This window comes from Chryseobacterium sp. OV279, from assembly GCF_900128945.1.
In the GTDB taxonomy this organism is placed as follows: Bacteria; Bacteroidota; Bacteroidia; order Flavobacteriales; family Weeksellaceae; genus Chryseobacterium.
Genome location: NZ_FQUD01000003.1, coordinates 389,148 through 403,352 on the forward strand (window position 1 = coordinate 389,148; position 14,205 = coordinate 403,352).

At 36.5% G+C, this 14,205-nt stretch carries 14 protein-coding genes; 13 read left to right on the forward strand and 1 reads right to left on the reverse strand.

Annotation, left to right across the window (positions count from 1 at the left end; genetic code table 11):
- Positions 1-42 precede the first annotated feature (42 nt).
- The 7 genes from radC (at position 43) to BUA72_RS14180 (ending at position 8,148) form a co-directional block, all read left to right on the forward strand.
- A complete protein-coding gene (gene radC / locus BUA72_RS14150; protein ID WP_072923482.1) occupies positions 43-720 on the forward strand; it encodes a RadC family protein in 678 nt (225 codons plus the stop codon).
- Between the two features lie 50 nt (positions 721-770).
- Positions 771-1,631, forward strand: a complete 861-nt coding sequence (locus BUA72_RS14155) for a hypothetical protein (RefSeq protein ID WP_228407886.1) — start codon at positions 771-773, stop codon at positions 1,629-1,631.
- A gap of 87 nt (positions 1,632-1,718) precedes the next feature.
- Complete coding sequence (locus tag BUA72_RS14160) at positions 1,719-2,651, forward strand: phytanoyl-CoA dioxygenase family protein (RefSeq protein ID WP_072923484.1); 933 nt, start codon at positions 1,719-1,721, stop codon at positions 2,649-2,651.
- 112 nt (positions 2,652-2,763) lie between these two features.
- Positions 2,764-3,930, forward strand: a complete 1,167-nt coding sequence (locus BUA72_RS14165; protein ID WP_139259618.1) for a hypothetical protein — start codon at positions 2,764-2,766, stop codon at positions 3,928-3,930.
- Positions 3,931-3,954: 24 nt separating this feature from the next.
- Positions 3,955-4,467 (forward strand): DUF7935 family protein, encoded by a 513-nt coding sequence (locus tag BUA72_RS14170; protein ID WP_034727726.1) that lies wholly within the window; start codon positions 3,955-3,957, stop codon positions 4,465-4,467.
- Positions 4,468-4,484: 17 nt separating this feature from the next.
- Positions 4,485-5,096: an inorganic pyrophosphatase gene (locus BUA72_RS14175; protein ID WP_034727727.1), complete on the forward strand. Its 612-nt coding sequence runs from the start codon at positions 4,485-4,487 to the stop codon at positions 5,094-5,096.
- Positions 5,097-5,412: 316 nt separating this feature from the next.
- A complete protein-coding gene (locus BUA72_RS14180) occupies positions 5,413-8,148 on the forward strand; it encodes a sodium-translocating pyrophosphatase (RefSeq protein WP_072923487.1) in 2,736 nt (911 codons plus the stop codon).
- Between the two features lie 352 nt (positions 8,149-8,500).
- Here BUA72_RS14180 and BUA72_RS14185 read toward each other — a convergent pair whose 3' ends face one another.
- On the reverse strand, positions 8,501-9,640 hold the full coding sequence (locus BUA72_RS14185) for an aminotransferase class I/II-fold pyridoxal phosphate-dependent enzyme (RefSeq protein WP_072923489.1): 1,140 nt from the start codon (positions 9,638-9,640) through the stop codon (positions 8,501-8,503).
- A gap of 169 nt (positions 9,641-9,809) precedes the next feature.
- Between BUA72_RS14185 and BUA72_RS14190 the strand changes: the two genes are divergently transcribed.
- The 6 genes from BUA72_RS14190 to BUA72_RS14215 all read left to right on the forward strand — a co-directional run bounded on the left by BUA72_RS14190 (position 9,810) and on the right by BUA72_RS14215 (position 14,111).
- Positions 9,810-10,364, forward strand: a complete 555-nt coding sequence (locus BUA72_RS14190) for a hypothetical protein (protein ID WP_072923491.1) — start codon at positions 9,810-9,812, stop codon at positions 10,362-10,364.
- 97 nt (positions 10,365-10,461) lie between these two features.
- The gene (locus BUA72_RS14195) at positions 10,462-11,505 is read left to right on the forward strand and encodes a M28 family metallopeptidase (RefSeq protein ID WP_072923492.1); all 1,044 of its coding nucleotides are present in this window, start codon (positions 10,462-10,464) and stop codon (positions 11,503-11,505) included.
- 279 nt (positions 11,506-11,784) lie between these two features.
- Positions 11,785-12,228 carry a GNAT family N-acetyltransferase gene (locus tag BUA72_RS14200; RefSeq protein WP_072923494.1) on the forward strand — a complete coding sequence of 148 codons (444 nt, stop codon included), beginning with the start codon at positions 11,785-11,787 and terminating at the stop codon, positions 12,226-12,228.
- Positions 12,228-12,590, forward strand: a complete 363-nt coding sequence (locus BUA72_RS14205) for a VOC family protein (RefSeq protein ID WP_072923495.1) — start codon at positions 12,228-12,230, stop codon at positions 12,588-12,590. The genes BUA72_RS14200 and BUA72_RS14205 overlap by 1 nt, the downstream gene beginning before the upstream one ends.
- A gap of 15 nt (positions 12,591-12,605) precedes the next feature.
- Positions 12,606-13,106 (forward strand): endonuclease V, encoded by a 501-nt coding sequence (locus BUA72_RS14210; protein ID WP_047453375.1) that lies wholly within the window; start codon positions 12,606-12,608, stop codon positions 13,104-13,106.
- 210 nt (positions 13,107-13,316) lie between these two features.
- Entirely contained in the window at positions 13,317-14,111 is a 795-nt protein-coding gene (locus BUA72_RS14215) for a T9SS type A sorting domain-containing protein (protein WP_047453373.1), read from the forward strand.
- The last annotated feature ends 94 nt before the right edge of the window (positions 14,112-14,205 follow it).

Sequence of the window (14,205 nt, forward strand, 5' to 3'; positions counted from 1 at the left end):
CCTAGCCTCTAATTTCTAATCTCTAACTTCTAATTAAAAAAAATGACTATAAAATTCCTTGCTGAAGACGACAGACCCAGAGAGAAGTTTTTGCTGAAAGGTAAGAATTCACTTTCTGATTCCGAACTTCTGGCTATTATCATGGGAAGCGGAAGCAGAGATGAGAGTGCGCTGGAACTGGCAAGAAAGATTCTTGCATCTGTCAATAACAACTGGCATCAGCTAAGTCTCCTTTCCAGCAAGGATCTGATGAAATTTAAAGGAGTAGGTGAGGTAAAGGCCATTTCTATCATTGCAGCATTAGAAATTGGAAAAAGAAGATCTGTTCAGGAAATCCCATACAGGCCTATCATTTCAAACAGCAGTGATGCTTATCTGATTCTTAAAAATCATCTAACAGATTTAAGAACTGAAGAATTTTGGGCTGTATTTCTAAATCAGAGCAATAAAGTAGTTCATATCTCAAAATTGACACAGGGAGGAATAAGCCAGTCGATTGTAGATGTAAGAATTTTATTTAAAACGGCTTTGGATCATTTCTCAACAGGGATTATTATTGCCCACAATCATCCGTCGGGAAGTTTAAAACCAAGCACAGAAGATCTCAGCATAACGCAAAAAATAAAAGAAGCCGGAAATACTTTAAGCATTCAGCTTTTAGACCATATTATTATTACACAGGATACCTACTGTAGTTTCTCAGATGAAGGATTATTATGATTAGAGGAGTGAAATACAACCAGATAGATTTTGAAAAATATACAGAATGTTTGGAGAATTCAATACAAAGGAAATATTCAGCATCACAGACTTTCTTAGATATAACGGCTGACAAGAAATGGGATCTTCTGGTGTACAATGATTACGAAGCAGTGATGCCTGTCCCCTTTATCTATAAAAACGGAATTAAAATCGTTCATAATCCGTTGATGTGTCAGCAATTGGGCGTGTTTTCAGTTAAGGATAATCCAAAAATAAATGAGAAGTTCCTCAGTTTTCTACAGAAAAACTATCTGATCAGAGTCTATTATTTTAATGAGAACAATAGTTTTGAGACAAAATTGAACTCTAAAAAGAATTTTATCTTGTATTCTGATGATTATTCTAATGTTTTTGCTAAATATTCCCCCAAGAGAAAAAGAAAATTAAGACTGAATGATGAAGTTATTGAAAATTCGGATATCAAAGAAGTTAGTTATCAGGAAGCAAAGGATTTTATAGAACAGCATGTGATAGGGCTTGATAAAGAACATGATTCAATAGAATTACTGAAAAGTCTTGAAGCATTTTACTCACTCAAACATCTGAAATTCTTAGCTTTCTATTATCATCAGCAGATTACGAATATGATTGCTACCTATTCGGATTATGATACAATTGCTCTTTTAGGAAATTTCAATAACAGAAAATATATTAAAATAGCCGGAGCATCAGTACTTATCGATTATTTAATCAAAGAAAATATAGCCAATTATAATTTTGATTTTGAAGGAGGAAACCTCCCTAGTATTGAAGAATTTTTTCGGGGATTCAGGCCTGAACTCAGACCGTATGCAGTCATTGAAAATTCAAAAGAAACATTGATCAAAAAATATGCATCATTTATTTTGAGAGGGAAAATTTTAGGATAATTATCTTATAGAATTTATTATTTAGAACGGTTTTAATTAGATATTATTTGTTACCTTTATCAAGTATTTATCACTAATATTTCAGCTATGCTAAAGCAGATCCGTCAATATAAACTTCCTTATGTCATCTATAATTTTTTTAATAAGAAAAAATTACAGCACAATATTCCTTTATATAAAAAGTACGGTATTAGTAAAAATTACTTTTCCAGCATTTCCAGTTCTGATTTTGCCCATCTTCCGGCTTCGGAAAGAACTATTGGTCAAGAGAAGCTTACCCATACAGATTTTTTCAAGGAACTATCAGATGAAAATAAAGAAAGTGCGCTGAAGTATGATGATAACGGTTATATGATTTTAAGGAATTTTATCAGTGAAGATGATGCCGACAGGATCAACAGTGAAATTGAGACACTGATGGAAAATGGTACCCTGAAATTCATTTATGGAGGAAAACTTATGTTTGCTATTCATCATTCTGAAATCATTAAAAGTATTGGAAGTGATAAGAAGCTTCTGGATTTTCTATCTGTACTTTTAGATGGTAAAGCCAAGCTTTTTCAGAGTATCAATTTTATTAATGGCAGTCAGCAAAAGACCCATTCCGATAGTATTCACATGACGACTTATCCGTTGGGCGGACTTCTTGGAGTATGGATTGCTCTGGAAGATGTGGATGAAACTAATGGTGCCCTTCATTATATTCCGGGAAGTCACAAACTTCCTTATTTTCTTAATTCTGATTATGAAAATGAAGGAGATGCCATCCGAATTGGCAAAAAAAGCTACAGAGCTTATGAAGAATTTTTAGAAGATAAAGTCAAGGAATTAGGTCTGAAAAAAGAAATTTTTAAAGCTAAAAAAGGGGATATGCTGATATGGCATGCCAACATCCTTCATGGCGGCGAACCTCATACTGATAAGAACAGAACCAGAAAAAGCCTTGTGTATCACTTTTTTGATGAAAATAGTGTGTGTTATCATGAGGTTACCCAGAGACCTGCGCTTTTTGAACTTTGATGGAGTAAAGTTTCGAAGGTTTACACAGTCTTACTGAATAAAAAATCTTAATAATAACGGGCAATAGAATAGTTTTTTTACTTTTGCATTCTACTGAATCAACAAAATGTTCATGAAGCAAACTAAGACTATTCTTGTTTTTATATTTTCCCTCTATTTATGCCTGATATCATATTATCTGTATACTCATCAGTACTACAATGTTGATATAGAAGCCTATGTTGGGCTTATTTACAAAGCAGAATATCCTGAGATGAAAATAGAGGATATTCATAAAAAAGTTTATACAGAACTCAAAGGAACCAATCCGAAAATTTTTGGAATTACGCCTCAGGATGAGGAAATTGCAGTAGGTGAGAACACTTATTATAAAGTGCTATCAGAAAATCCCAAAGCCTATGAAGAGGAACTGCAGCTTTTTTCAGTAAAGCCCTTTTATAATTTTGTCAACTGGATGTTTTTTAAACTGGGCTTCAAAGCTCCAGTCGCTGTATCTTTAACTTCCATCCTTTCTTTTGTTGCCATTTTGGTTTTAATATTCAGCTTTCTGATTCAGATTTTGAAGAATTATCCGTTGGCTTTTATCTTAACGGTTTTAATTTCTTTATTCAAACCTCTTCTGGAGGCCAGCAGACATGCTTCAGCAGACAGTTTGTCGTGTTTTTTACTATTGTTGAGCTTTTATACTTTTGTGGTGAAAAAAAATCATCTTTGGACTACGGTTTTTGCAATGCTCTGTATTTTGACAAGACCCGAATATTTTATTCTATATTCATTTCTTTATATTTTAATTTATTTTTACAGAAACAATCTTCAGCTTAGCCGCTCGAAACTATTGATGTCTTATGGATATATTTTTCTTTCTTTCTTTTTGATTCAGTATTTTAACCAGATTTCCTGGTCTACCTTGGTGATGAATCAGTTTACAAAAGTTCAGATTTATCCTATATCAGATCCGGATCCGTTTTACTTTCCGGATTATCTGAATTATGTTAAGAAAGTAATAATGCTGGATTTTAATGGCTCGTATTTTCCAATTTTATTGTTATTTATTGTGATCATTCTGGCTAATAAATTTTCGGTGAATAGTAGGAGAAGCTGGTTGCAGTCTTTGTTCTTTGCAACTATTTATGTTTCTGTTTTCTTTAGATTTTTGATTTTTCCGAGTTTGGCCAACAGAATGATGATCGGTTTTTATCTCGTCATTATACTATCCCTGATTTATATTCAAAATTCTAAGACCGATATATTCAAAAACTCTTTAGAAGCCGGAAAATAATTAGTAATTTTGCGGTCTAAAATTATGGGTAGTTTTTCAGGATATTTACCGTATGCTTTTGCATTGATTATCGCAATTCCTTTTCTGGTTTTGCTGAGACAATTTGTACACTCGTACATCACCCTTAAGAATCAGGAGATCAAACTGCTTTCTGTAAAATCGAATGCTGAAAACAAGGCCCATTCTTATGAAAGAATGACTTTGTTTCTGGAAAGGATGAAACCTTCAAACCTGATTCAGAAGTTTGATAAGGGGCTGGCTCCGAATGAATTCATCTTTTTGACCGAAAAAACCATCAATGATGAGTTTGAATACAATACTTCACAACAGCTGTATGTTACGAAAAATTCATGGAAGAATATCGTAGATTCCAAAAATGCTTTGATAGATTTACTTCACAAAACCTATGACGGGCTGAATGCGAATGCAGATCTTGAAGAATTCAAAACCATTTTCATCATGAACTATATGGAAGGGGATGATTATATCGCTGCTACCATAGAAGACCTTAGAAGAGAAATTTTAATTATAACTTAAAAAATAACAGATAAATAATGATTCCAAATTTTAAAGCACATCCATGGCACGGGGTTTCTGCAGGAGAAGATGCGCCAAATGTTGTCAATGTATTCGTGGAAATCGTTCCTTCAGATACAATTAAATATGAAGTAGATAAAGAAACAGGATTTTTAAAGGTAGACAGACCTCAGAAATTTTCTAATATTATTCCCGCTTTATATGGGTTTGTTCCAAGAACATACTGCCACAATGAAGTAATGAAACTGGCTGTAGAAGCTGGAGCAGATGATGTAACGGAAGGTGATCATGACCCGCTTGATATTTGTGTATTAAGCTCTCACAATATTCATTCAGGAGGATTATTAATGGAAGCTATTCCAATCGGTGGATTCAAAATGATCGATGGAGGTGAAGCAGATGATAAAATCGTTGCCGTAATGATTGGTGACCACGCTTTCGGGCATTTCAGAGATATCGCTGAACTTCCTGAAGCTGAAGTGAAGAGATTAATGCACTACTTCTTAACGTATAAAAACTTACCGGATGAACCTGCAAAATGTAGAATTCATGAGGTATACGGAGCTGAGCACGCTAAAAAAGTGATCAAAGCTTCTCAAAAAGATTACGCAGAAAAATTCGGAGGCTAGAATACAGCATTCCAAAATCATAAAAAAGGCAGGTGAATTTTCATCTGCCTTTTTATTTGTGTAAATAACTCGTTTTCCAATGAGAACAGAAGCTATTGTATTGATTTTTCAAAAACGTATTTCCCCTTTTTTCCATAGTTTACATCATAAGAAATACAAGAAAGATTAAATAAATTAATGCTTTTATAAAATTACCTTTTGATCGTGTTTTAAATTTTCGAAAAAATATATTATAGAACAAGACTTAATAAAACAATGGATTTTTTGTTATATTTATAAAACTAATTACTTTTTATTAATATTAAAATAATAAACTATGGATTTGTTCTATTTAGTTCCGGTCTTCGGCGTTGTCGCCTTGTTGTATACTTTCCTGCAGAGTAACTGGGTAAGTAAACAGAATGCCGGAAACGAGAAAATGAAAATAATCAGCGGACATATCGCTGACGGTGCCATGGCCTTTCTAAAGGCTGAGTACAAGATTTTAACCTATTTCGTAGTGGTAGTCGCCATTTTACTGGCTGTGATGGGATCTACGAATTCCAATTCTCACTGGAGTATCGGGCTTGCCTTTGCTATTGGAGCTGTATTTTCCGCTCTGGCAGGCTTCATTGGAATGAAGATCGCGACTAAAGCGAATGTAAGAACGGCAGAAGCCGCAAGAACTTCACTTTCAAAAGCATTAAAGGTTTCCTTTACAGGAGGTTCTGTAATGGGAATGGGGGTTGCCGGACTGGCAGTTCTTGGCTTGGGAGCTCTCTTTCTGATCATTAAACAGATCTTTGCTCCTGATTCTACAGTAGATTCCCACGAAATGGAAAAGACGATTGAAATTCTTACTGGATTTTCTCTGGGAGCAGAATCGATTGCTCTTTTTGCCAGAGTGGGCGGAGGTATTTATACTAAAGCTGCCGACGTAGGTGCCGACCTGGTAGGAAAAGTAGAAGCGGGAATTCCTGAAGATGATCCTAGAAATCCAGCGACGATTGCTGATAACGTAGGTGATAACGTAGGAGATGTAGCAGGAATGGGAGCCGATTTATTTGGTTCGTATGTAGCTACTGTTTTAGCAACGATGGTTTTGGGAAGAGAAACAATGTCCGATGATGCTTTCGGAGGTTTTGCACCGATTCTTCTTCCGATGCTTATTGCAGGAACTGGGATTATTTTTTCCATGATAGGAACTTTATTTGTAAGAATCAATGAGAATGATGGCTTATCCACTTCAAGCGTACAGAATGCCCTGAATTTGGGGAACTGGGGAAGTATCGTGATCACGGCTATCTCTTCCTATTTCCTGGTGAATTACCTTCTTCCTGAAAAAATGACTCTCAGGGAACATGAGTTTACCAAGATGGGAGTTTTCGGAGCTATTATGGTAGGACTTGTTGTAGGTACTTTAATGAGTATCATCACAGAATATTATACAGCCATGGGTAAAAGGCCGGTTTCCAGTATTGTGAGACAGTCTTCTACAGGCCATGCCACCAATATTATCGGAGGTCTTGCCGTTGGAATGGAATCTACATTACTTCCCATTCTTGTGCTGGCAGGCGGTATTTACGGATCCTATTTATGTGCCGGACTTTACGGAGTAGCTATTGCTGCAGCCGGAATGATGGCTACGACTGCGATGCAGCTTGCGATTGATGCTTTCGGGCCTATTGCGGATAATGCAGGGGGAATTGCTGAAATGAGCGAGCTTCCAAAAGAAGTCCGTGAAAAAACAGATATCCTGGATGCCGTTGGAAACACGACAGCAGCCAGTGGAAAAGGATTTGCCATTGCTTCCGCAGCTTTGACTGCATTGGCTCTATTTGCAGCCTTTGTAGGAATTGCGGGTATTGACGGCATTGATATTTACAGAGCTGATGTTCTGGCTGGATTGTTTGTCGGAGGAATGATCCCATTCATTTTCTCATCACTTGCGATTACGGCAGTGGGACAGGCAGCAATGGCTATGGTGGAAGAAGTAAGAAGGCAGTTCCGCGAAATTCCGGGGATTCTGGAAGGAAAGGCACAGCCTGAATACGAAAAATGTGTAGCTATTTCCACAGATGCATCCATCAGAAAAATGATGCTTCCGGGAGCTATTACTATTATTTCACCTCTTTTGGTTGGATTTATCTTCGGCCCTGAAGTATTGGGAGGATTCTTAGCCGGAGCTACCGTTTGTGGTGTTCTGATGGGAATGTTCCAGAATAATGCGGGTGGTGCCTGGGATAATGCTAAAAAATCATTTGAAAAAGGAGTGGATATCAACGGTCAAACGTATTATAAAGGTTCAGAGCCTCATAAAGCTTCCGTAACGGGAGATACAGTTGGAGATCCGTTTAAAGATACTTCAGGACCATCCATGAACATCCTGATCAAACTGATGTCTATCGTTTCACTGGTGATTGCACCGACATTAGCGGTCATTCATAAAGATAAAATTGAAGCGAACAGAAAAGCTAAACTGGAGAGCTTGACAAGAGCAACCACTGGCAGCTCAAAGATAAGTCATGCACAGCTTGAAACGGTTACTCCTTCTCCAACGGAGATTAAAGGACATCTGAACGAAAACGGAGATTTTGTATATGAAACCGGAAATATTCAGGAGATTAAACTGAAAGGTGGGAAAATAATTACATTGGGAGAAGGAAGCAGGCTGTTTCAATTGTATAAAGCGGTACAGCAAAAAGATCAGACGATCATCGATCCTAATAACTGGTATACTGTTGAAAATCTATACTTCCAGACCGGATCCAGTGATCTGAAGACTGGTTCAGAACTACAGTTAAATAATCTTGCTGAAATTCTAAATGCCTATCCTAACCTAAAAATAAAACTAGGCGGGTATACAGATAATACTGGAAATGAAGAAAGCAATCAGAAACTATCCAATCTGAGAGCTCAAACGGCTAAACTAAAGTTGCTTGAATTGGGTATTCCTTCAGACAGAGTAGAGGCAGAAGGCTACGGTTCTCAGCATCCTGTTTGTGAAGCAAATGATACCGATGAATGTAAAGCTAAAAACAGAAGAATTGATGTAAGAGTTCTTGCTCTTTAAAATCAAAAAATAATTAATTAAACACACAAAGCACCGCCTGGAATCAGGCGGTGCTTTTTTATGGATAACGACTTTAGATTTAAAATAAAAATTATCCACAATCATCTGGGAAATCCGTGTATTTTGTGGGAAAAAATACCAACCACATAAGTGACAAAAGCTTTTTATAATCATTTAAGAGTATATTTAAAGTTTAAATCTTAATGCAAAAAAAAACACTTAAGTTGGTAAAAAATCAAAGATTTTTATAATACTGTAAAATACCCACAGTCATCTGTGTCAATCTGTGAAATCAGTGGTTAAAAAAATACAGCCCGATTGTCATCATGATACATTTCGAATTAATGTTTGTCTAAAGGTGTTTTTGCAAATGCTCCAAAGCCTGAATAATCACTTCATCTTTTTTCGCGAAGCTGAAACGGATGTAATCTGAGTCCTGTCTGGAATTATAAAACGCAGAAAGCGGCAGGCAAGCCGTTTTTTTCTCCACGGTCAGCCATTTCGAAAATTCCACATCCGTCATTGTTTTGGAAACATTTCTGAAATTAACCACCTGAAAAACACTTCCTTCAGCCTTTTTTGTGGCTTCTAAAGGCGTAAAGGCAATCATTTCATTAAAAATATCTCTTTTACCCTGCATAATCCGGCGGTTTTCAGAAGAATCAAATACTTCAAGGTATCGTGCAAGAGCATACTGGGCAGGTGCATTGGCGCTGTAAGAAATATACTGCTGATGACATCTGAATCTTGCCGTGAGATCTTCAGAAGCGAGCAGATAACTCACCTTCCAGCCGGAAGTGTGAAACATTTTCCCGAAAGAAAAAATACAGAAAGTCCTGTTTTTCAGTTCAGGATGAAGAAAAGAACTGTAATGTTCAACCCCGTCATAACAATACGTATCGTAGATTTCTTCCGAAATGAGATAGATTTCCTGATGCTTGATTAATTCATACAGCTGATTCCAGTCACTTTGCGTCCAGATGGTTCCTGTAGGATTTTGAGGCGAATTGACGATGATGGCTTTTGTTTTTTCAGAAATGCAGAGTTGAAATTTTTCCCAGTTAATGGTAAAATCATGGTCAAGGTCATAGTAGACGGGAACACCGCCGTTTAAGACTACAGAAGGTCCGTATGTGTAATAGGAAGGTTGAATAATGATCACTTCATCTCCCTGATTTAAAACAGATTTAAGGGCGGTATGTAAAGCAAAAGTTGCGCAGGGAATGATGGTCACCTCATTTTCTTTCAGATGAACACTGTTTACTCTGGCAGCATTGAATGTAATAATATTTTTAATGAGCAAAGGATTTCCCGCAAGCGGCTCATATTGATGGCATTGATGGTCTGCAGCTTCTATCAGAAATGTTTTCAGCCGGCTGTCGATATCAAAATCGGGAAGCCCTAGAGAAAGGTCGAAGCTGTTATTTCTGGACGCAAGTTCAGACATTTCCGTGAAAAACGAATAATGAGTGAATCCGTAAATTCTTTCCATCTATTTTGCATTTATATCAAATATAAGAAAAATAGACATTCATTAAATTGAATCATAAAAATATATTGTTTTCTTTAATGAATCTTTATTCAACTGTGTTTTTACTTTTGAAAATTTTGATTTTTTTTATCTTTATCCAATTATTAAATTTTAAATAAGCGACAACGCAATGAAAAAAAGTATTCTTCTATTTTCTTTTGGTTTCTGCACCATTCTAAGTGCACAGACTTCTCCTCCGGTGATTAAAAAGCCATTAACGACATCCAGCGGTCTGAAAATAAACTCAAGAAAGGGGACTCTCATTGAAAAGAAAATCTATAATCTGGCTAAATTCAAAACCCTGGATATTCAGAAAATAGTTACTAAAGACATGTCTGATCAGACTGCAGAAAGTGTTCTTGGAATTATCTACGAATATGAAACTTTTGACAATACTTCAAAGAAAACATTAACCATTGAAAAAGCAGAACTTTCTAAACTGATTCAGTCTCTTCAAACCTTAGAACAAAAAGAAAATGAAGGTAAACCTGATCAGGAAGTAAAGTATAAGTTTCTGACCCTGAATAATATTGAATTTGGAGGGATCTATAATGAGAAGCTGAAAAGCTGGATCAATTATATAAAAATACCGTCCACACTGTATAACCAGAGTTTAAACGAATTCAGTAAAGATGAATTGAAAGAACTGATTAAAATTTTGAAAAACGCAGAACAGAATCTGTGATCAATTGGTGATCCAGACGATCAATAAACATAAACCGTCGTTATATAGCGCTTGGGGTTCAATAAAAATTTGTTATTTTTAAGAAAATTATTATCATATGAAAAAAATACTTATCCCGTTGTTGGGTCTGGCGTTGGTAGTCAGCTGCGGAACAGCGAAAACTTCTGAAGGAGCCTCAGCACAGTCTACATCTGTAGCAAAAGCGGATAAAGCGTTTCTGTCTGCCTATAAGACCATTAAGGCTGATGAACTAAAGAAAAACTTATATGTGATTGCTTCTGACGAAATGGAAGGAAGAGATACAGGAAGTCCGGGACAAAAGAAAGCGGGTGAGTATATGATCAATTATTATAAAAGCTTAGGAATTAATCCTCCAAAGGCATTAGTATCCTATTATCAGAAGGTTCCTGCTGAATTTATGAAAAAAAGAGGCGGCGGAAATCTTCCTGATTCCGAAAATATCCTGGCTTTCATCGAAGGAAGCGAAAAACCTGAAGAAATAGTGGTTATTTCTGCGCATTATGATCACGTGGGAACCAAAAATGGAGTAGTCTACAACGGAGCCGATGATGATGGCAGCGGTACCGTAGCGGTAATGCAGATTGCAAAGGCTTTTCAGGAGGCTAAAAAGGCAGGAAAAGGACCGAAAAGATCTATTCTTTTCCTTCACGTAACAGGAGAGGAGCACGGTTTGTTTGGATCTGAATTTTACATCAGCAATCCAGTATTTCCACTTGCCAATACGGTGGTAGATCTGAATATTGACATGATAGGCCGTGATGATGCCGAAAACAGAGGGAAACAGTACGTCTATGTAATTGGTTCAGAAATGTTGAGTTCCCAGCTAAAAGTGATCAATGAGGCTGCAAACAAGAAGACCAATAATTTAGAACTCAATTATAAATATGACGATCCGGCAGATCCGGAACAACTTTACTATCGTTCAGACCACTATAATTTTGCTAAAAACAATGTACCGGTAGCCTTTTTCTTCGATGGTATCCATGAAGATTATCATAAACCGACAGATGATCCTGAGAAAATTGACTATCCTTTGCTTGAGAAAAGAGCACAGCTTGTTTTTGCTACAGCCTGGGAAATTGCCAACAGAGCAGAGAGAATTGTAGTGGATAAGAAATAAAATACTTTGTTGGATCAGCGCAAAGGTGCAATATAAGTTGCTTTAAATTAAAGTGTGTAAATGTATTTAAATCATTGATTTAGATAATTTAAAGTATTTTTCAGCAGTATGTATTTTATCGGAGATAAAATCATTGCGCCTTTGCGCTGACCAACATTATCCGTCCAATATTCAAACTTATATTCAATAGGAGCGGGCTTTAGCCCGTTTTATAAAAATAGTTAATAACCATTGGCTTTAGCCAAAATTGTAATAAATCCATAATAGATTTTAATTCAAATGAAAACAGCAATCCGTGAAGCAAGACCGGAAGACATTCCACAGATCCAGACCGTCAGAAACTCGGTAAAAGAGAATATGCTTTCCGACCCTGCATTGGTTACTGATGCAGACTGTAAAGAATTTCTGTTCGAAAGAGGAAAAGGCTGGGTATGTGAAATTGAATCTCAGATTGTAGGTTTCTCCATTGTGGACCTGAAAGAAAACAATATCTGGGCACTTTTTATGCACCCTGATTTTGAAAACCTTGGTATCGGAAGAAAGCTTCATGACATTATGCTGGATTGGTACTTTGAACAGACTCAGAAAGATGTCTGGCTGGGAACAGATCCGGGAACCAGAGCTGAAACATTCTACAGAAAATCAGGTTGGCTGGAAGCAGGAACCCATGGCAATGAAATCAAATTTGAAATGACTTTTAACAACTGGAAAAACAGAAGATAATGTCACAGAGCGTAAAATCGATCAGACCGTTTATCGGAGCTGAAAATTTTGAAGTCAGCAGGCATTTTTATCAGGATTTGGGATTTGAGGAAGTGATTCTTGAGCCTAAATTGTCCTTATTTAAAAGAGAGCAAACAGGTTTCTATCTTCAGGATTATTATGCTAAAGATTGGGTAGACAATACGATGATCTTTATGGAAGTTGACAATACAGATGAGTTCTGGAAGGAACTCGTTTCTTTAAACCTTACCGAAAAATATGAAAGAGTCAGACTTACACCTGTGAGGACCATGGAGTGGGGAAAGGAATGCTTTGTGCATGATCCGTCTGGGATTTTGTGGCATTTCGGTGAATTTTTTTAATGACGAAAAGGAAATATGATTTACGCTTTTGATACTTATTATTATGACGATTATGCGAACACCGTATGTATCGCGTTTGAAAACTGGACTTCTGAGAACGAATCCAATATTTTTACTGAAAAAACAGACATCACCTCTGCTTACGAGAGTGGTGCATTTTACAAAAGGGAATTACCTTGCATATTAAGTTTACTGAAGACGATCGAATTGAAAGAAAGCGATCTTATTATTGTGGATGGCTATGTTACTCTTGATAATGACGGGAAAATTGGATTGGGAGGCTATCTGTATGAAGCTTTGGACCAGAAATATCCAATTATCGGAATTGCGAAGAATGAATTTGCCGCACCGGATTCTCAAAGAAGAAATGTTTTAAGAGGAGAAAGTAAAACTCCGCTGTTTCTTACAGCAATGGGAGCCAATGTAGATGAAATACTGCCTAAGGTTGAACAAATGCATGGTGCCTACCGAATGCCAACACTGTTGAAAAAGCTGGATCAACTGTCCAGAACGTAATCATTTTCACAAATCTACTTATCAAATTCAAATATAAACAGCAAGATCATTTCTTTGATCGTTGTTATAATTGTTAGATTTTCAACAGATTAATCTATTATCTCTTTTTCGTTTTTAAATTATTCTGTAAAAGGTGACAAATGTCATTCGCTTCTTATTTTTATCGATTCTAAATAAATATAAATTTGTCTCAAGAAAATAAAGGAATAAATGAAGAAACTATCTACTCTTTCTGCCGTAATGTTCTATATGATGATGAATGCGCAGTATTGTACTCCGGCATTTCAATATGGAGCCGACAGCAACATGATCACCAACGTGAGTTTTGGAAACATCAATAATACATCCCCTTCTCAGTCCGGAAGTACACAGGCTTATGAAAGTTTCACTTCACTGTCTACAGATATTAAGGCTGGAAACACGTATCAGATTTCTGTAAAAGGACCTTCCAGTACGTTCCCAAGTGATGTTGTGGTTTTTATTGATTTTAATAATAACGGTAGTTTTGATGATGCAGGTGAAAGTTTTACTATCGGAAGACTTGGTGCAGCTAATCCATTCAATGCAATGACCATCACAGGAACGATTGCAGTTCCTGCCAATGCAACACCTGGAGCTACAAGGATGAGAGTTCTTAAAAATACGAATACCGCAGCCTATTCTAATCCAAATGCAGCGAATTCAATTAATACAGCCTGTGATAGCGGCTTAAGAGCAGGACAGACAGAAGATTATAGCGTCAATATATTGGCTTCCAACCTGGCAACCTCTGAGGTAACCAAGAAATCTTCTGCAAAAATATATCCAAATCCTACATCAGCCTCTCTGACTGTGAAAACTGAAGAAGGGCTGGAAAAATACGAAGTATATAATTTGGCTGGACAGAAACTTACGGAAGGGACATCCGATGTTGTCAATATGGACAGCTTAGCTTCCGGAACTTATCTAATTAAGATCTACACCAGAGATAAAAAAAGCATCACTGAAAAGATCATTAAAAAATAGAAACACTTATCTAATCATATCCATATCAATTTTTGTTTTTTTAGACCGGCAGACCTATCTGCCGGTTTTCTTTTTTGTAAGAAACCAATAATAT

Bases quoted from the DNA above. Each gene is read 5' to 3' on its own strand.
- BUA72_RS14185 (WP_072923489.1), bottom strand. From the start codon at position 9,640: ATGGAAAGAATTTACGGATTCACTCATTATTCGTTTTTCACGGAAATG.
- BUA72_RS14215 (WP_047453373.1), top strand. From the start codon at position 13,317: ATGAAGAAACTATCTACTCTTTCTGCCGTAATGTTCTATATGATGATG.
- BUA72_RS14170 (WP_034727726.1), top strand. From the start codon at position 3,955: ATGGGTAGTTTTTCAGGATATTTACCGTATGCTTTTGCATTGATTATC.
- BUA72_RS14180 (WP_072923487.1), top strand. From the start codon at position 5,413: ATGGATTTGTTCTATTTAGTTCCGGTCTTCGGCGTTGTCGCCTTGTTG.
- BUA72_RS14200 (WP_072923494.1), top strand. From the start codon at position 11,785: ATGAAAACAGCAATCCGTGAAGCAAGACCGGAAGACATTCCACAGATC.
- BUA72_RS14165 (WP_139259618.1), top strand. From the start codon at position 2,764: ATGAAGCAAACTAAGACTATTCTTGTTTTTATATTTTCCCTCTATTTA.
- BUA72_RS14210 (WP_047453375.1), top strand. From the start codon at position 12,606: ATGATTTACGCTTTTGATACTTATTATTATGACGATTATGCGAACACC.
- radC (WP_072923482.1), top strand. From the start codon at position 43: ATGACTATAAAATTCCTTGCTGAAGACGACAGACCCAGAGAGAAGTTT.
- BUA72_RS14195 (WP_072923492.1), top strand. From the start codon at position 10,462: ATGAAAAAAATACTTATCCCGTTGTTGGGTCTGGCGTTGGTAGTCAGC.
- BUA72_RS14190 (WP_072923491.1), top strand. From the start codon at position 9,810: ATGAAAAAAAGTATTCTTCTATTTTCTTTTGGTTTCTGCACCATTCTA.
- BUA72_RS14160 (WP_072923484.1), top strand. From the start codon at position 1,719: ATGCTAAAGCAGATCCGTCAATATAAACTTCCTTATGTCATCTATAAT.
- BUA72_RS14175 (WP_034727727.1), top strand. From the start codon at position 4,485: ATGATTCCAAATTTTAAAGCACATCCATGGCACGGGGTTTCTGCAGGA.
- BUA72_RS14205 (WP_072923495.1), top strand. From the start codon at position 12,228: ATGTCACAGAGCGTAAAATCGATCAGACCGTTTATCGGAGCTGAAAAT.